At 56.2% G+C, this 18,067-nt stretch carries 17 protein-coding genes; 13 read left to right on the top strand and 4 right to left on the bottom strand.

Features of this window, described 5'->3' with window-relative positions; translation table 11 throughout:
* Positions 1-47 precede the first annotated feature (47 nt).
* The 13 genes from GO984_RS16235 to GO984_RS16175 all read left to right on the top strand — a co-directional run bounded on the left by GO984_RS16235 (position 48) and on the right by GO984_RS16175 (position 13,111).
* Entirely contained in the window at positions 48-695 is a 648-nt protein-coding gene (locus tag GO984_RS16235; RefSeq protein ID WP_167740376.1) for a TetR family transcriptional regulator C-terminal domain-containing protein, read from the top strand.
* A complete protein-coding gene (locus GO984_RS16230) occupies positions 692-1,879 on the top strand; it encodes a pyridoxal phosphate-dependent aminotransferase (RefSeq protein ID WP_157023669.1) in 1,188 nt (395 codons plus the stop codon). Before GO984_RS16235 ends, GO984_RS16230 begins: the two co-directional genes overlap by 4 nt.
* The gene (locus tag GO984_RS16225) at positions 1,876-3,474 is read left to right on the top strand and encodes a 5-guanidino-2-oxopentanoate decarboxylase (protein WP_157023668.1); all 1,599 of its coding nucleotides are present in this window, start codon (positions 1,876-1,878) and stop codon (positions 3,472-3,474) included. Before GO984_RS16230 ends, GO984_RS16225 begins: the two co-directional genes overlap by 4 nt.
* 15 nt (positions 3,475-3,489) lie before the next feature.
* Positions 3,490-4,272 carry an arginine deiminase family protein gene (locus GO984_RS16220; protein ID WP_157023667.1) on the top strand — a complete coding sequence of 261 codons (783 nt, stop codon included), beginning with the start codon at positions 3,490-3,492 and terminating at the stop codon, positions 4,270-4,272.
* Positions 4,273-4,353: 81 nt separating this feature from the next.
* Positions 4,354-5,487 carry an MHYT domain-containing protein gene (locus GO984_RS16215; protein ID WP_157023666.1) on the top strand — a complete coding sequence of 378 codons (1,134 nt, stop codon included), beginning with the start codon at positions 4,354-4,356 and terminating at the stop codon, positions 5,485-5,487.
* Positions 5,488-5,823: 336 nt separating this feature from the next.
* Positions 5,824-6,678, top strand: a complete 855-nt coding sequence (locus tag GO984_RS16210) for an FAD binding domain-containing protein (protein WP_157023665.1) — start codon at positions 5,824-5,826, stop codon at positions 6,676-6,678.
* A gap of 13 nt (positions 6,679-6,691) precedes the next feature.
* Positions 6,692-7,186 (top strand): (2Fe-2S)-binding protein, encoded by a 495-nt coding sequence (locus GO984_RS16205; RefSeq protein ID WP_157023664.1) that lies wholly within the window; start codon positions 6,692-6,694, stop codon positions 7,184-7,186.
* Positions 7,183-9,600 carry an aerobic carbon-monoxide dehydrogenase large subunit gene (locus GO984_RS16200; protein ID WP_157023663.1) on the top strand — a complete coding sequence of 806 codons (2,418 nt, stop codon included), beginning with the start codon at positions 7,183-7,185 and terminating at the stop codon, positions 9,598-9,600. Before GO984_RS16205 ends, GO984_RS16200 begins: the two co-directional genes overlap by 4 nt.
* A 55-nt stretch (positions 9,601-9,655) precedes the next feature.
* Positions 9,656-10,531, top strand: coding sequence for an AAA family ATPase (locus GO984_RS16195; RefSeq protein ID WP_157023662.1), 876 nt, complete (start codon positions 9,656-9,658; stop codon positions 10,529-10,531).
* Positions 10,528-11,712 (top strand): vWA domain-containing protein, encoded by a 1,185-nt coding sequence (locus GO984_RS16190; protein WP_157023661.1) that lies wholly within the window; start codon positions 10,528-10,530, stop codon positions 11,710-11,712. The genes GO984_RS16195 and GO984_RS16190 overlap by 4 nt, the downstream gene beginning before the upstream one ends.
* Positions 11,709-12,512 (top strand): XdhC family protein, encoded by an 804-nt coding sequence (locus GO984_RS16185; protein WP_157023660.1) that lies wholly within the window; start codon positions 11,709-11,711, stop codon positions 12,510-12,512. Before GO984_RS16190 ends, GO984_RS16185 begins: the two co-directional genes overlap by 4 nt.
* A complete protein-coding gene (locus tag GO984_RS16180; protein WP_157023659.1) occupies positions 12,505-12,648 on the top strand; it encodes a hypothetical protein in 144 nt (47 codons plus the stop codon). Before GO984_RS16185 ends, GO984_RS16180 begins: the two co-directional genes overlap by 8 nt.
* 13 nt (positions 12,649-12,661) lie before the next feature.
* Positions 12,662-13,111, top strand: a complete 450-nt coding sequence (locus tag GO984_RS16175; RefSeq protein WP_157023658.1) for an SRPBCC family protein — start codon at positions 12,662-12,664, stop codon at positions 13,109-13,111.
* Positions 13,112-13,379: 268 nt separating this feature from the next.
* On the opposite strand, the gene GO984_RS16170 is transcribed toward GO984_RS16175, so the two are convergent.
* From GO984_RS16170 to hutH, 4 genes are read right to left on the bottom strand one after another with little or no spacing between them, the layout of a single operon-like run.
* Positions 13,380-14,786, bottom strand: coding sequence for an FAD-binding oxidoreductase (locus GO984_RS16170; RefSeq protein WP_157023657.1), 1,407 nt, complete (start codon positions 14,784-14,786; stop codon positions 13,380-13,382).
* A gap of 1 nt (position 14,787) precedes the next feature.
* Positions 14,788-15,891 (bottom strand): pyridoxal phosphate-dependent aminotransferase, encoded by a 1,104-nt coding sequence (locus GO984_RS16165; protein WP_157023656.1) that lies wholly within the window; start codon positions 15,889-15,891, stop codon positions 14,788-14,790.
* Entirely contained in the window at positions 15,892-16,500 is a 609-nt protein-coding gene (locus tag GO984_RS16160) for a carboxymuconolactone decarboxylase family protein (protein ID WP_157023655.1), read from the bottom strand.
* Between the two features lie 12 nt (positions 16,501-16,512).
* Positions 16,513-18,048 (bottom strand): histidine ammonia-lyase, encoded by a 1,536-nt coding sequence (gene hutH, locus GO984_RS16155; protein ID WP_157023654.1) that lies wholly within the window; start codon positions 18,046-18,048, stop codon positions 16,513-16,515.
* Positions 18,049-18,067 lie beyond the last annotated feature (19 nt).

Here is an 18,067-nt window from a genome sequence, read left to right as displayed (position 1 = left end):
CGTAATTATGCAAGTGTATAAATACGAAGTCTGTGAAAGGAAGCCTAGTGAACGACGCCCGCCGCAAGTTTAAACGCGAAACAGCGGATCAGCGAAAAGAGGCTTTAATACAGGCCACTTTGTCCCTGGTAGCTGAAAAGGGCGTGCGGGGAGCAACAGTGCGGGCGATTGCCGAACGGGCAGATGTGACCCAGGGCCTGATCCGGCACTACTTCTCGACCAAGGAAGAATTGGTGACGGCGGCTTATGAAACTCACATGACCGAAATGACCGATCTGACCTTTACTATAGCGGCGAAGGTGCAGGGGACAGCACGGGACCATTTGGCCGCTTTGGTCAGGACCTCGCTGGAACCACCAGTGGCTGATCCTAGGGCGGTGGCTCTTTGGGCTAGTTTCCTCAACAAGGTGCAGCAGGATGCGCAGATGAAGGCCACTCACGAGCGCACATATGCCGATTTTCGGGACCGGTTGCAGGACTTGATCCGGGCAGCTTTGGACGAGGCCGGACAATCTGTTTCAGATACACGCCTGCATCATCTGGCAACCGCCTGCAACGGTGTGATTGACGGGCTTTGGCTCGAGGGAGGTGCGCTGCCAGATGCTTTTGCTCCGGGGGAGTTGCCGGGCATTGGCGTCGAATCGGTCGGCGCAATTATTGGATTAGACTTGGAACAGAGGGCAAACCAGCCATGAAAACGACTGCGGTTACACAGCGCCTTGCAGGCCTAGGTGGCGCCAAATGGGAAGTGCACCTGCGCGCCAAGGAAATGGTTCGGCAAGGCGCCGATATCGTTGAGATGACCATTGGAGAGCCAGACGTGCCGACGCCGGACATTATGGCAGACACAGCTATCTCGGCGATGAAGGCAGGACGGACGACCTATTCAGATGGCCGGGGCGAGGCCGGGTTGCTGGCTGCGCTGGCCGAACACTATTCCAAGTCCACTGGCCGCGTTTTTGAAACCAATCAGTTCTTATGTTTTCCCGGCACTCAAACATCACTTTACGCCGTGATGATGGGAGTTGCCGAGGCCGGGGATGAGGTGCTGGTCGGAGACCCGATGTATGCCACTTACGAAGGGGTTGTGCGGGCCTCGGGCGCTGAGATGGTCCCGGTGCCGCTGCGGCCTGAACATGGGTTTCGCATTCAGGCAGCAGATATTGCTGCCCGAATTACGGACAAAACCCGTGCCGTACTGCTGACCACGCCGCACAATCCAACTGGATCAATCCTGACGGTTGAAGACATCGACGCCATTGGCGAACTGGCCCTGAAACATGATCTGTGGATCATTTCGGACGAGGTCTATGACCAGTTGGTCTTTGATGGGGCTGAATTTGTGTCACCCTTGTCGCGCAGCGTCTATGCGGACCGGGTAATCGCGGTCTCTTCGATCTCCAAGTCGCATGCTGCACCGGGGTTCCGCAGTGGCTGGTGTGTTGGTCCAGCTGCTTTCACCGAAGCCTTGTTGCCGCTGTCTGAAACCATGTTGTTTGGCAATCAGCCCTTTATCGCCGATATGACCGAAATGGCTGTACGCGAAGGCTCCCCGGTCGCAGAAGGGATGCGTAACCGCTATGCCGCGCGGGCTGCAAAACTCTATGACCGGTTGACGCAGGAAACGGATTTGACGGTGCATCAGCCCCAGGCTGGTATGTTTGCGATGATCAATGTGGCCTGTACCGGTTTGGACGGGCAGGCCTATGCTGAACATCTGCTGGAAAATGGCGGGGTTGCGGTGATGCCGGGAACCTCGTTTGGGACCACCATGGCCGATTGGGTGAGGGTGGCTCTGACCATCGACGACTCGTCATTCGAAACGGCAATCGAGCGTATCGTTTCGCACGCCACCAGCCTGCAAAAGGACGTCGCATGACCAGCATCGGAGAAGCGCTGGTCACGCAACTGGCCGAACGTGGCGTTGATACTGTCTTTGGCATTCCGGGTGTGCACACTGTGGAACTGTACCGGGGCCTTGCGGCTTCGGGTATCCGTCATGTAACGCCGCGCCATGAACAGGGTGCTGGGTTTATGGCGGATGGCTATGCCCGTGTGTCTGGCAAGCCAGGCGTGGCTTTTGTCATCACCGGACCGGGGTTGACCAACACGTTGACCCCAATGGCGCAGGCCCGAGCGGATAGTATCCCGATGTTAGTGGTCTCTGGCGTTAATCATCTGTCGTCACTGGGCAGAGGGTTGGGCTGTCTGCATGAATTGCCCAACCAGCACGCGATGGTGTCCACGGTTGCTCTTGTGTCTGCGCAGGTGTGTCAGTCGGACGATCTGTCGTCGGCTCTAACCAAGGCCTTTCTACCCTTTTCCAGTGGCAGACCGGGACCAACCCATGTGGAAATTCCGCTGGATGTGGCCGGAGGGGACTACGTTGAAACCTCTGTTACGACGGAAACTGGTAGTCAAACTACATTGGATCCGGGTCAGGTGTCTCGGGCACTGAACGCGTTAGAGGTGGCCAAAGCCCCGGTCATTCTGGCTGGTGGCGGGTCTGTTGCTGCGGCAGATTTGGTTCGCGATTTGGCCGAGCGTCTGGATGCCCCGGTGGTGCAGACGGTGAATGCCCGAGGTGTCATGCATGACCACCCACTGGGGGTTCCTGCCAGTCCCAGTTTGCAGGCCGTGCGCGACCTGATCGAAGGCGCGGATGTGGTTCTGGCTGTAGGCACCGAACTGGGGCCGACGGATTATGACATGTATGCCACCGGCAGTATGGCCCGGATGCAGGGGCTTATTCGGATTGATTGTTGTAGCGAACAGATTGGCCGGCATCCGGCGGAGATTGGTTTGCAAGGCGATGCGAGAGCTGTACTTGATGTTCTGATTGCTGACCTGCGTCGCAAGAACTCATCTACTGGGGCTGGGGCCGGCCGTGCCGCGCAGACGCGAACAGCGGCTTTTGAAGAGCTCGGCCCGGCGTACCGATCTCAAGTCCAGATCCTTGACGCGATGCGTCTTGCTGCGCCCGGCGCAGTCATGGTCGGTGATTCAACCCAACCGATCTATGCGGGCAATCTGTACTATGACCATGACAGGGCAGGGGGCTGGTTCAATGCGGCCACCGGGTATGGCGCACTGGGGTATGCGATTCCAGCGGCCATTGGCGCGGCGATTGCCGATCTGGGCGCGCGGGTTATCTGCATCGCTGGCGATGGCGGGGCGCAGTTCAGCCTGCCAGAGATCATGGCGGCCGTGGACGAAAAGCTGCCCATTATCTTTGTGGTGTGGAACAACCATGGCTACCGCGAGATCGCGACGTCGATGCAAGACGTTGGCGTCACAGTGGTGGGCTGCGATCCGACCCCGCCGAATTTTGAGGCAACTGCGCTGTCCTTTGGCATCCCTCACCAGAAATGCGGGACCGACCCACAAGCTGTGGCTACTGCGGTGACGGCCTGTGCCGACGTCACGGGCCCCTGCATGATTGAAATCGAGGCGCCGGTCTTTACGCCCTCCTGAACTGACGAGACTGACATGAGCAATCCTACATATGAATTCACCCGCGCCATCACCCGGCGTCCTTCGGCCAGTATCGTTGACGGGTTGCGTGCCGAAGATATCGGCACCCCGGACCTAGACAAAATGCTGGCAGCCCACGCGGATTACGTTGCTGCGCTAAAAAGCACCGGTGCCAAGGTGATCGAACTGAATGCGATCGAGGCGCACCCGGATGCGGTGTTTGTTGAGGATACCACCCTGTGCCTGCCTCAGGGGGCGATCATGATGCGCCCCGGCGCGCCGTCCCGGATGGGCGAAGTGGCAGAAATGTTGCCCACCATTCGCGACTGCTATGACGATGTGCGCGAAATCAAAGGCCCCGGCCATGTCGAGGGCGGTGACATACTGGTCACCGGGCGCGAGATTTTAGTGGGTCGATCAGATCGCACTGATGCCAAGGGTGTGGCTGATCTGGCTGAAATTGCCGCAGAATGGGGCCACCAACTGCGTGAGGTCTTTACCCCACCGGGCGTGTTGCACTTCAAAACCGACTGTTCTTTGATGGATGCGGAGACCATCCTGTCGACAAAACGTTTGGATGCTTCGGGCTGTTTTGAGGGTTACCGCGTGCTGCATGTCGCAGAGGGGGAAGAGGCCGCTGCTAATGCGATCCGGTTCAATAATCTGGTGCTGATGGCGTCTGGTTTTCCACGGACCGCCGAGATGCTGGATAAGGAAGGTTATCAGGTTGTTGAAATCAGCAACTCTGAATGTGCCAAACTAGATGGCGGCATGTCCTGCCTGTCTCTCAGGTTCTAAAACCGGAGAACAGTCTCCTTCAAAGTGTAGGGATCTCGACAAGTCGATTGCAGCAAAAAGCGGGCGACGATATAAGGCGTAATGCAATTTTTGGATTACTCCCACAACCCAGCACTGATCGGCGCCTCCCTTTTGGTGGCGCTGATGGCGGGGTTTACTGGACTGAGTCTGACCCAAGGATTGGCGCAGCGCAGCACTTTGCAGAAGAAGCTGTCGATTGCATTGGCGGCTATCTCGCTGGGCGGTGGGATCTGGTCGATGCACTTTGTAGCCATGTTGGGCCTGCAACTGCCGATCCTGTTTTACTATGACGCGGCTGTGACCCTGTCATCAGCGCTGGTTGCGATACTGGTTGTTGGCGTTGCTTTGTTGTTGCTGCACTTTCGTGAACGAACGCCACTGGTGTTAGTCAGTGCGGGCTCCATTGTGGGGCTGGGCATAATTGCCATGCACTATATTGGCATGGCTGGATTGGAAATGTGCCGTGCGCTTTATACCCCTTTGGGCATTACCCTAGCCGTGTTGGCCTCCTGCCTGCTGAATATCGCGGCGTTCTGGATTGCCTATGGTCAACGCAGCCATCGCAATATCCTGTTGGGGACGGTTTGTTTTGGCGTGGCGGTGGTTGCCGTGCACTTTATCGCAATTGCCGGAACTGGGTTTGTGGCCGATTCTTCAGTCAACGAAGTTGGACCTTCGATTGGAAAAGAAATTATGGCCATGGGCGTTGTGCTCAGCAGTTTTGTTCTATGCGGTGCCTTCCTGTTGACTGGGGTGACGTTTTTGGAACCATCGCAGCAAGTGGTCCCAGCAGTCGTTGCAGAAACAGGCGGGGAGGGGGCCATAGCGGAAGTCGCGAGCGGGCCAATCGAAATCGAACCGCGGGGAAAACAGATCCCTTACGAGCTGAAGGGCCAGACGCTTTTTGCCGATCTGGATTCTGTGGCCGCGATCCGGGCCGAAGGGCATTACACCCACATCTATACGGCGCATGGTGTGTTCTTTTGCGCTTGGTCCATCACCGAGGCAGAAAAGCGTGTTGCACCTAATCCCTTTCTAAAAACGCATCGTAGCTATCTGATCAATCCTGCCCATGTCATCAGTTTTGAACGTCTGAAAGACAACGGTATTTGCCATTTTGATCTTCCCGGTCTGGCCAAAGTGCCGGTCAGCCGGTCGCGACTGAAGCAAGTGCGCGCGACACTGGGTGTCTAAGGTTTCATTTGCAATCTTGGCGCTGAACGGCGTCAGTTCCTGAAGCGCCGCCCTTCTTCTCTTTAATGCCCTATCCATTCCGCCTGTATCGCTAATCGTGTGGCTCTGTGTGTTGGCGGATGAAACGCTTGCAAGTAAAGCAACCCAGCCATTTGTTTAGTGGCCGTTGGGGCGCACCCGCCTACAGGACACGTTAGAATGTCATCGCATTTCGTGCGGGTAATTCGCATTTCGTGCAGCAGATCGCGAATTTCGATACAAAACAGCAGGTTCCGTATGCGAAAGCATGCAGGTCTTCCCTTAGCCAGATCAACTGCACGTCAGGGAGGACCAGCAATGATACCAGCGGCGTTTGACTATTATCGCCCAAAAGATGTCGAAGGGGTGATAGCCCTTTTGCAAGAACACGGCGATGACGCGCGCGTCATGGCGGGCGGGCACAGCCTGATCCCGATGATGAAACTGCGCATGGCCGAGGTGCCGCATCTTATCGATCTTCAGGACATTGCAGCCCTTAAAGGCATCACCATTGATGGTGACACAATCACCATTGGGGCGATGGTTACTCAGCACGAGTTGATCAACCACGATGGGCTGTCAGCCGCGGCGCCTATCCTGAGTGAAGCCGCTTTGCAGATTGCTGATCCTCAGGTGCGGTACATGGGGACTGTGGGTGGCAATATCGCCAATGGCGATCCGGGCAACGATATGCCGGGTCTGATGCAATGTCTGGACGCGCAGATTGAGCTGTTGGGGCCTGAGGGCACCCGTAAGGTTGCGGCCCGTGAGTATTACGAAGCGGCCTATATGACCGACCGCGAAGATGACGAGGTTCTGATCTCAGTTCGTTTTGCAGCGCCCACCGGTGGTTATTCCTATGAAAAGCAAAAGCGCAAGATCGGCGACTACGCCACGGCTGCGGCTGCGGTCCAAATCACCAAGGCAGAGGGCAGAGTTGCCACAGCTTCAATTGCGATGACCAATCTTAGCGACGTGCCGGTCTGGTCCGAAGATGCGGGGGACGCATTGGTAGGCACGACCTGTGACGCGGAGGCAATGAAAGCCGCCGTCGCAGCCATGCTGGGCGACATCGATCCAACCGAAGACAACCGCGGCCCGGTGGCGTTCAAACGCCATGTGGCCGGTATTATCCTGACCCGCGCGATCACTCGCGCCTGGGACCGCGCGTAAGGAAAACCATCAAATGTTTGACAAGATGCATATCAAGATGAATGTAAACGGCGAGGATCATGAATTTCTGGCCGAGCCCCGCGATCTGTTGATCTACGCCCTGCGTGAAAAACTGAACATCACTGGCCCGCACGTTGGTTGTGACACCTCTCATTGCGGTGCCTGCACTGTGACCGTGGATGGTAAGTCGGTAAAATCCTGCACCATGTTTGTGGCGCAGGCCAATGGGGCCGAAATCACCACTGTCGAAGGCATTGGCCAGCCCGACGCCCTTCATGTTCTGCAAGAGAGCTTTCGTGAACATCACGGGTTGCAATGTGGGTTCTGCACACCGGGAATGATCACCCGCGCAACCAAACTGCTTGAGGAAAACGCAAACCCAACCGAAGAAGAGGTTCGCTTTGGCATGGCTGGCAATATTTGCCGCTGCACCGGATATCAGAACATCGTGAAATCCATCCTTGCGGCAGCAAGTGAACTGAATTCCGCAAAGGAGGCTGCACAATGAACGACCTGACTCCTGATCGCGAAGAGCGTTCTGCGGGCCTTAAGGGGCTGGGCTGCTCGCGCAAACGCGTTGAAGACGCTCGATTTACCCAGGGCAAAGGCAACTATGTTGATGACGTAAAACTGCCGGGTATGCTGCACGGTGATTTTGTACGCTCGCCTTATGCCCACGCGCGGGTTGTTTCGGTAAACAAGGACGCCGCACTGGCGCTGGATGGCGTTGTTGCCGTTCTGACCGCCGAAGATCTGGCTCCGCTGAACCTGCACTGGATGCCTACCCTTGCCGGTGACAAACAGATGGTGCTTGCCGATGGTAAGGTGCTGTTTCAAGGCCAAGAAGTTGCTTTTGTTGTGGCCCGCGACCGTTATGTCGCTGCGGATGCAGTGGAACTGGTTGAGGTCGAATACGAAGAACTTCCAGTTATCACGGACCCGTTTGAATCACTGAAGTCTGACGTTGTTCTGCGTGAAGATCTGGCCGGGCAAACCGAAGGCCCGCATGGTCCGCGCAAGCATCACAACCACATCTTCACCTGGGAGCAGGGGGATGAAACCGCGACCAATCAGGTGCTGGACGATGCCGAGGTCGTGGCGACAGAAAGTATGTATTACCATCGCACCCATCCCTGTCCGCTGGAAACCTGCGGATCGGTTGCATCTATGGATAAGGTCAACGGTAAGCTGACGCTTTGGGGCACCTTTCAGGCACCGCATGTGGTGCGCACCGTGGCGTCATTGCTGTCTGGCATCGAAGAGCACAATATCCGGGTGATCTCGCCTGATATCGGCGGTGGCTTTGGTAACAAGGTGGGTGTCTATCCCGGCTATGTCTGTTCGATTGTGGCCTCGATTGTCACTGGTCAACCGGTGAAATGGGTCGAGGACCGGATGGAGAACCTGATGTCCACCGCCTTTGCCCGTGACTATTGGATGACCGGCAAAATCGCCGCCACCAAAGATGGCAAGATCACTGGATTGCATTGTCATGTGACAGCGGATCACGGCGGCTTTGATGCTTGCGCCGATCCGACCAAGTTTCCGGCTGGGTTCATGAACATATGCACCGGATCGTATGACATCCCAGTGGCCTATCTGGGTGTTGATGGTGTCTACACCAATAAGGCTCCGGGTGGCGTCAGCTATCGCTGTTCCTTCCGTGTGACCGAGGCGGTCTATTTCATCGAGCGGATGATCGAGGTTCTGGCAATCGAGCTGGATATGGATGCGGCCGAGTTGCGCCGGATCAACTTTATCAAGAAAGAGCAGTTCCCGTATCAGTCGGCTTTGGGCTGGGAATACGACAGTGGTGACTATCACACGGCTTGGGATAAGGCATTGAAGACCGTTGATTATGAAGGTCTACGCAAGGAACAGGCGGACCGGGTCGAGGCGTTTAAGCGGGGTGAAACCCGCAAGCTGATGGGTGTTGGGCTTAGCTTCTTCACCGAAATCGTCGGCGCTGGTCCGGTCAAGAATTGCGATATTCTGGGCATGGGGATGTTCGACAGCTGCGAGATCCGTATTCACCCAACTGGGTCGGCGATTGCACGGTTGGGCACCATCAGTCAGGGGCAGGGGCATGCAACGACGTTTGCACAGATCCTGGCCAGCGAAATCGGCATTTCAGCTGATAATATTGCCATCGAAGAAGGTGATACCGATACCGCGCCTTATGGGCTTGGCACCTATGGATCGCGTTCGACCCCGGTGGCAGGTGCTGCTGCGGCCATGGCGGGACGCAAAATTCGCGCCAAAGCGCAGATGATCGCGGCCTACCTGCTGGAAGTGCATGATGATGACGTTGAGTTCGATGTAGATCGGTTTGCCGTCAAAGGCGCACCTGAGCGGTTCAAAACGATGAAAGACATCGCTTATGCTGCTTACAATCAGGCCATTCCGGGGATCGAGCCGGGATTGGAGGCGGTCAGTTACTACGATCCGCCCAACATGACCTATCCCTTTGGTGCCTATGTTTGTGTGATGGATATCGACGTTGATACTGGTGTTCCGGAAATCCGCCGCTTCTACGCGTTGGACGACTGTGGCACTCGGATCAACCCGATGATCATTGAAGGACAGGTGCATGGTGGCCTGACCGAGGCCCTGGCCGTCGCACTGGGGCAGGAGATCTCCTATGACAAAATGGGCAATGTCAAAACCGGCACGCTGATGGATTTCTTCCTGCCAACAGCCTGGGAGGTCCCCAACTACGAGACCGACCATACGGTTACCCCCAGCCCGCATCACCCGATTGGCGCCAAAGGCGTTGGTGAAAGCCCACATGTGGGGGGCGTGCCATGTTTCTCGAATGCGGTGCAGGATGCGTTCCGGGCCTTTGGCCTGCGTCACACCAATATGCCACATGACCACTGGCGGATCTGGCAGACCGCCAATGATCTGGGTCTGCACGAGTAACTGACAAACGCGCTGCCCTAATCAGGGCAGCGCATCCCAAAATCTGGAATTTGAAATGCAGTGGACATCACGTCAAACCGCCATGGCGGAACAGGGATATATTGCCTCGGATGATCTAGCGATGGCTGTTCATCTGGCCCTGGCGCTCGGCCGTCCGTTGCTGCTGGAAGGGGCCGCAGGGGTAGGTAAAACCGAAATTGCGCGTGTTCTGGCTGCGATCTGTGAGACCCAATTGATCCGCCTACAATGTTACGAAGGGCTGGATGCGGCGCAGGCAATTTATGAATGGAACTATCAGCGCCAGTTGCTGACGATCCGGGCGGCTGCTGAGGATGGGGAAACCGGCTGCAGTGTTGAGCAGCGCATCTTTTCCGAAGAATTCCTGCTGGAACGCCCACTGCTCAAAGCAATCCGCCAGCCAGAGCCGCCGGTGCTGTTGATTGATGAAATTGATCGTGCGGATGAGGAGTTTGAGGCCTATCTGCTGGAGGTCCTGTCGGAATTTCAAATTTCGATTCCCGAGTTGGGCACCCTCACAGCGACCTCACGCCCGATGGTCATCCTGACCGCAAACGGGACCCGCGATTTGAGTGACGCGCTGCGCAGGCGTTGTCTTTATGCGCATGTGGAGTATCCGGACCGTGAGACAGAACTGGCGATCCTGAAGGCGCGCTGCCCAGAGGTTGAGGCGGCTTTGGCCGGGCAGATCATTGGATTTGTGCAATCGCTGCGCAAAGAAGATTTGGAAAAGAAGCCTGGCATTGCTGAAATGCTGGATTTCTCAGCTGCGGTGATGGGCTTGGGTATCGCGGATCTGACACTTGATCCGGCTCTATTGCAGGCCAGTTTGGCGACTTTGCTGAAAACCGAAACGGACCGCGGCAACATTTCTACTGAGATAGCCCAACGCTTGGCGGGGCAGGCGGCATGAGCCGGGTTACTAAATTTGCTGCCCGTGATCCGGGCCCTGCTGCCCGGATGGCCGGGTTCATGGCGCATCTGCGTATGCATGGGCTGCGTGTTGGAGTGGGGGAGGCCGAAACTGCGCTGAGGGCCCTGACCCATATACAAGCGAGCAACCCTGAGGAAGCCCGCCGGGCGCTAAAAAGTGTTTGTAGCGGATGCGGCGAAGAGGTTGAGCGGTTTGATGATCTGTTCGATAGTTTCTGGCTAAACGGTGGTCGGGTCAGGCAAAAGGTCATGTCGGTTCAGACGTCACCCAACACAGATGACGTGCATTCGTCGCGACCTGCAAAAACCGTTCAAACTGGTTCGGGTACCGGAAGTGCGACCACACCTGACGGTGGGGATGGTGAGGCTGCGGCGGATGGGGAAGGCAAACTGGTTGCCTGCTCTGTGCAGAACCTGATGAAGAAAGATCTGCGTGATCTGGTCCAACCCGAAGATATTGCCGAGGCTGAAGCGATCGCGCGACGGTTGGGTGCTGCGCTGCGGGATCGTCGTTCGCGTCGCCGCAAGGCCGCACGCAAGGGTGATCAGATCCACTTTCGCAAGCTGATCCGGCAAAGCCTATCTACGGGTGGAGAACCATTTTGCCTGCCCAGAAAACAACGCCCCGGCAGGCCACAAAAGATTGTTGCTATCTGTGACGTGTCAGGGTCGATGGCTCTTTATGCGCAGGTGTTCTTGGCGTTTTTGTCGGGGCTGATGCGGGCGGATGACGCAACAGATGCGTATCTATTCCATACGCGCCTTGTGCGCATAACGGATGCATTGCGTGACAAGGATGCACTGCGTGCGCTTGGGCGGATGTCCGTTCTAGCCGACGGGTTTGGCGGGGGATCCAACATAGGGGCATCCTTATCCCAGTTTTCCAAAACCTATGCGCGACGCTTTGTGGATGGGCGCAGTGTCGTGATGATCCTGTCTGATGGTTATGACACAGGCCCTGCACACCGGATTGGTGATGCGCTTGCGGCGTTGAAAAAGCGCGGTTGCAAGATCATCTGGCTGAACCCGCTGAAAGGTTGGAACGGATACGAGCCTGTCGCCAAGGGCATGGCCGCCGCTCTTCCTCATCTTGATTTATTTCGCGCTGCCAACCGGCTTGCTGACTTGGCGGCCCTAGAACCGGAGTTGTCACGCCTATGACCCAAGCTGAATTGATAGATCGTGACATGTCTGCGCTGGCTGATGAGCTGCGCGCCAAGGGGGCCCCATTTGCCATCGCAACTGTGGTGCGCACCATTGGTGCAACCGCGGCGAAACCGGGTGCCAAGGCATTGCTGACCGCAGATGGCACCATCCAAAAGGGTTGGATTGGGGGTGGCTGTGTGCGCTCGGCGCTGACCAAGGCCGCCAAACGGTGCCTAGCAAAAGGTGGCCCTCAATTGGTCTCGCTGCATCCACAGGATGTCTTGGCTGAGAAGGGTGTAAAGGCAGGAGACGATATTGACGGTGTTCATTTTGCCCGCAATGGCTGCCCGTCCAAGGGGTCGATGGATGTCTTTATTGAACCCGTATTGCCCGCCCCGGAATTATTGATCTTTGGGGCGTCGCCCGTTGCGCAATCCTTGGCAGCCATGGCGATCCCGTTTCGTTGGTCCGTTCAGGATGCAGAGCCTGCTGCCCCTGTGATCCCGCTGCCGACAGGGGCCCGGCGGATGGTGGTGGTGGCCAGCCAAGGTAGGGATGACGTGGCCTGTCTTAGTGCGGCTTTGAATTCGAGCGCGGAGTTTGTGGCCTTTGTTGGCAGTCGCCGCAAGTTTGCGGCTCTGTCAGCGCGATTGATTGCGGCTGGAGCTGATCCGCAAAAGCTGGCCCAGGTTCAGGCTCCGGCTGGATTGGCCATTGATGCGGTCACGCCAGAGGAAATTGCGCTTTCGATCCTGGCGCAACTGACACAGGTCCGCCGCAAGAACCATCGATCTGATGAGGCTTCGAATGAGTGAAACCGCCGCTCATCCCCTCGCAAAATCAGGCGCCCTGCATGTCATCATGATGCGCCTGCGATCCCTGTTTGGCCGGGCAAAACTGACGCCGGAACAGGCCGAAACCCTGGCCACAATCAAATTCCCCTGTTGTTAAGAAAGACAAGACCATGGAACTGAACGACGAAATCACCATCGATGCCCCAATGAACCGCGTTTACGAGGCGTTGAACGATCCCGAAATTCTACAGCAATGTATTCCTGGCTGTGAAGAGTTGATCAAACATTCCGACACCGAGCTGGAAGCCAAGGTTGTCCTGAAAATTGGCCCCGTAAAGGCGCGTTTTGGCGGCAATGTGGTGTTGGACACTTCGGGTGCACCTAGCGCGTTTTCATTGACGGGGCAGGGCAATGGCGGGGCGGCAGGTCATGCCAAGGGTGGCGCAGATGTGACCTTGGAGGAGGTCGATGGAAAGACGGTGCTGAGATACACCGCCAAAGCAGAGATTGGTGGCAAACTGGCGCAGCTTGGTGGGCGGTTGATCCAGAGCACGGCGAAAAAGCTAGCTGCGAAGTTCTTTAAGAAGTTTGCCGAAGTTGTGGCCCCAGTTGAGGCATAAGATATGCAGGCTGCTCCTTTAGACTGGCGGGTTAAATTGGAGCCTAGTCTGATGGGTAAGTAGAACAAACAAAGTCTTTGGCGGCATTTTTGCGGCTGAAGACGCCCATTTTGGGAAAACACCACGCGTCGTCAGGTGAAACACCCACCACATTTAGTTGACGATCACCCGCTTGGATCGAGCCAATGCAGACCATGGGTTGTCCGAGAGCGATAAATTCAGGAGCATCAAAGCGCAGGCGCGTGCCAGGGTTAGTCGGTCGTCAATCTTAGTTTATAGATACATTCGGGTTCATATGGCCGTCAGGGTCGAAGGCCCGCCGAACGCTTTTCAAAAGGTTCAACTCAATTGGGTCGGTCCCGTTTTCAAAGCGGTGTTTCTTCAGAGAACCGATACCATGCTCTGCGCTGATCGTTCCATTGAGCTTCAGCGCTTCCTGATCAACAATTTTGGACAGTTGCAAGCGATACTGCATGAAGGTTTCTGCGTCCATGTCCTTTGGTCGGGCAATGTTGAAATGGATGTTGCCATCTCCAAGATGCCCGAATGGTACAGGCCTCACATTTGGTAGGCATCTGATCAGAGCATCTGCGGTTGCGCGAAGGTATTCTGGTAGCGCGGCGACCGGCACTGCTGTGTCGCATTTGATGGCGGATTTGTCATCGACAAAACCTGCTGCGATAGTCTCGCGTAACTTCCAAAAGTCCTGACGCTGGCCTACCGACTGTGCAATCGCTGCATCTTGAACCAGCCCATTTTCATTGGCTTCAAAAAGCGCAGCCATCAACGCATCTTCCAAGTCAAAGGCTTTTGCAGAAGTTTCAGCTTCGATTAGAAGATACCAATCGCTTTGCTGCTCAAGTGGCAGTCGGTTCTTTACCACGGCTTCGCCAAACTCCAAGGCGGCTTTCGACATCAATTCAAATGCCGAGATGACTTGGCCCAGCTGGTCCTCCAAACAGCGCAGCAAATGCAGGGCGGCCTCAACCGAGGCTATGGCCACAAAAGCAGTGGTGCGGTTGTATGGGTAGGCGCCCAGTTTCAGTACTGCGCCAGTGATCAATCCTAAGGTGCCTTCTGAACCGATAAACAGGTGTTTTAGATCATAGCCGGCGGTATTTTTTCGCAGCTTTCGCAGGCTGTTCCAGATAGTCCCATTGGGCAAGACCACCTCAAGTCCCAGCACCTGATCGCGGGCGGTGCCGTAACGAAGCGCGTTGTTACCGCCTGCGTTTGTGGCAAGGTTGCCACCGATCTGGCTGGAATCCTGACCGCCATGGTGTAGCGGGAAGTATCGCCCGGCCTGTTTTGCAGCGGAGTGTACTTGGCTCAATACAACGCCGGCGTCCACAGTCATGCTGTTGTTGTCCAGATCTACCTCTCGGATTGCGTTCATCCGCTCCAGCGCAATGATCGCTGAAGGGGAGGGGGCAGTGGGCACGGCTGCGCCCGTTAAGCCAGTCAATCCACCTTGCGGGACAATGCTCAGGTTATTGGCCCGGCACCATTTTACTGCTGCGGCCACTTGGTCCGTGTTGGCAGGGCGCAAAACTGCTATGGGCTGTGTGATGGATACGCCTTGCAGATCGTCCAGATACTTTTCCATGTCGCGTGGGGCGGTCAGGACCGCCCTTTGGCCCAACGCTGCAATGATCTTGTCCAGGGCCTGCTGCATGTCAGTGTTTCAAGAATTTATTGATTGCCCGGATCAATCTGTCGGTATTGGGTTGTGACCCTATGGTGATCCGCAAAGCTCCGTTGCCGCCGGGCCAGGGCATTGCCTGCACCAGAATGTTCTCCACCGCCAGTGATGAGCTGATAATATCCGCGCTGATAGGCGGGACAACTGTCAAGAAATTGGCAAAGCTTGGCAGGGCTGAAAACCCGAGATGTGTTAACGCAGTCTCCAGTCGCTTGCGTTCGGAAATGGTATGGGTCAGGCAGGCCTGTAAATAGCGGTCATCGTTCATCGCAGCAGTCGCGGCTGCTATCGCCACCCGATTGACGTTGAAGTTGGGCCGTAGCTGCCACAGGGCTTTATGGATGCCCTCATCGCTTGCCAGTGCATACCCGACGCGCATTCCAGCCATGCAATAGGCCTTGGAAAATGAGCGTGTCACCACCCATGGGCCTGCTCGGTTCGCGAGGATCTTGAGTACATCCGGACCGCCCTCAGCCTGGGCAAACTCAAAATAGGCTTCGTCGACAACCAACAGCACCGTGTCCGGCACTTGGCGCGCTGCCAGTTCCAGATCTGACGCCGTGAGTATCGCTCCGGTGGGGTTATTGGGGTTACACAGGTAGAACAACCGTGTGTCCGGCGTCACCGCTGCCAGCATTGTTATAACGTCATTGCTGCCATCGGGCAGCACAGGAACGCTGACCACTTTGCCCCCCGCGATTTGCACCCCCTTGCCGCAAGTTGGAAAAGTTGGCGTGGGCATCACCGCCTCGTCGCCCTCGTTTATCGAGAGCATCGCGAGCGCCACCAGGATCTCGCCGCTGCCATTTCCAAAGCTAATCCGGCTGGCTGGAATCCCGGTGCGCTTGCTGATCACCGCTGTCAACGTGCTGCAACCATGATCAGGGTAGCGGTTGGTTTGCGTCAATGCCTGCGCCGCCGCGGCCAATGCGTTGGGCGAGGGAGGCAGGTGCGACTCGTTCAAGTTTAACCGCAGAACATCTGCGGCCACGCCTGTGGCCTCTTCGGTGATCGAGGGTGGCGGGGGATAGGTGATCCCCCGGATTTTCTCAATCGGCAGGGCCACAGGCTGTTTCATTCAGGTATGGCTCCAGTCGTCCGGGTTTTCAGACTTGTTGGGCGATAGACCAAGAATATCCCCTTTGGTCGAGCAGCCCAACCCCAGCACCGTGCGATTGGCATAGCCAAAATAGGCCGAGACCTGATTGATTTCGAGGATTTCTCCGTCGGTAAACCCAGCCTCGCGTAGCTGAACGACGATGGTCTCTGTCATGCCCGCTGCATCTCGGGTCAGCTGACGGGCGTATTCCATCGCCAGTTTCTGCTGTGCGTCCAACGGTGCAGCCGCAATGTTGCGCGTTTCGATGGCCAGACGGATAGCTTCCGATTTCGCATCGTCTTTCAGCAGCCGCTTTAAACCTGAGAAGTGATGATCAACACAGTAGTTGCATTCATTCAGCGAGCTGACCCAAACCCCCAATGTTTCCAGGAACCATTTGGGGATGGTGTTGCCAGTGTGGTGCAAGACGTATTTGTAAATTGCCATATGCCCTTCCATCGTATGGGGGCGCAACGAATGCATCATCATGATGTTGTCGACATTGTTGTCCGGGCCTTTGACCCGGTCGTACAACATCTTCAGTTTGCCATCAGCATCTTCGTATTCAACGGTATCAATCCAGGGCATTTTTGTTCTTTCTTAGTTCTTGAGGCTCGCGCCGATAGGTTCAGAAACCATCGTGCTTAGAGTGTTTGTTTTCAACATTTCAATGGCTTTTTCCAGATCAGGGGCCATGAATCTGTCCCGCTTGAAAGACGGAACCTGTTCTCGTAACGCGGAGACTGCGGCTTGCAGCGGTGGGGAGGTTTCCAGCGGCAGGTGAAACTCCAACCCTTGAGCTGCCGCCATCCACTCTACTGCCAGCACCGCCCGGCAATTGTCGGCCATATCACCCAGCCTTCGCGCTGCATAGGTCGCCATCGACACATGGTCTTCTTGATTGGCCGAGGTCGGGATACTGTCAACCGATGATGGATGCGCCAGTGCCTTGTTCTCTGAAACCAGCGCCGCCGAGGTGACCTGTACCATCATGAAGCCTGAATTTAGTCCGCTCTCAGGTGCCAGAAAGGCAGGCAGGCCGGAAACCGAAGCATCCACCATCATCGCTTGACGTCGTTCTGATATTGATCCGATCTCGGCAATCGCCAGCGCAATATTGTCGGCTGCCATTGCGATGGGTTCTGCATGGAAGTTCCCACCTGACAGAATTTCTCCTGTGTCAGGGAACACCAAGGGGTTATCGCTGATTGAATTGGCCTCTTTTTCGATCACACCGGCAGCGAATTCTAACTGATCGAGGCAAGCGCCCATCACCTGCGGTTGGCAGCGCAGGCAGTAAGGGTCTTGCACCTTTTCGCAATCGATGTGGGAGTGCCGTACTTGGCTACCCTCCAGCAATCTCCGGTACACACCGGCAACCTGCTGCTGGCCATTTTGTCGACGGACCGCATGAATACGGGCATCAAACGGTGTGGTGGAGCCTTTGCAGGCGTCAACGCTGAGGGCACCAGTCACCAAGCCACTGCGTAGCAGATCCTCAGCCGCGAAGAGTCCCTTCATAGCCAGTGCGGTTGAGACTTGGGTGCCGTTGATCAGCGCCACACCTTCCTTTGGGCCCAGCTCAATCGGTTGACGACCAATCATAGCCAGTGCTTGGGACGCGGGCATCTTTTCGCCACGCACCCGCATGTCACCTTCGCCCATCATTGCGGCGACCATATGCGATAACGGTGCCAAATCGCCCGAAGCACCGACAGATCCCTTGGAAGGGATACAGGGCAGCACATCGCTCTCGGCCATGTCCAGCAGCATCTTGATGACCTCCCAGCGGATACCGGAATGGCCCTGGCTCAGGGCATTGGCCTTAAGATATATCACTAAGCGCACGACATCGTCGTCCAGCAAGGGGCCAGTGCCGACACAATGTGACATGATCAGCCTATGCTGCAGCTCAACAATTTGGTCTCTCTCAATCTTGACGTGGGCCAGTTTTCCAAAACCAGTGTTGACGCCATAGACCGGACGCCCCTTGTTCAAGATCTCCATCACTGCGGCCTGGCAGGCCTTAACGGTCTCGATGGTTTTGGGGCCAAACTCAATTGAGGTTTTGTTCTCGAAGATACGGCGCCAGTCCCCTAGAGAGATTTCTCCAGGCTGAAATTGTGTCTTGGTCATTTTCTATTTTCCATTTGCT

The sequence above is a fragment of the Parasedimentitalea huanghaiensis genome (genome assembly GCF_009753675.1).
In the GTDB taxonomy this organism is placed as follows: Bacteria; Pseudomonadota; Alphaproteobacteria; order Rhodobacterales; family Rhodobacteraceae; genus Parasedimentitalea; species Parasedimentitalea huanghaiensis.
This window is presented reverse-complemented; position numbering and strand designations above follow the sequence as displayed.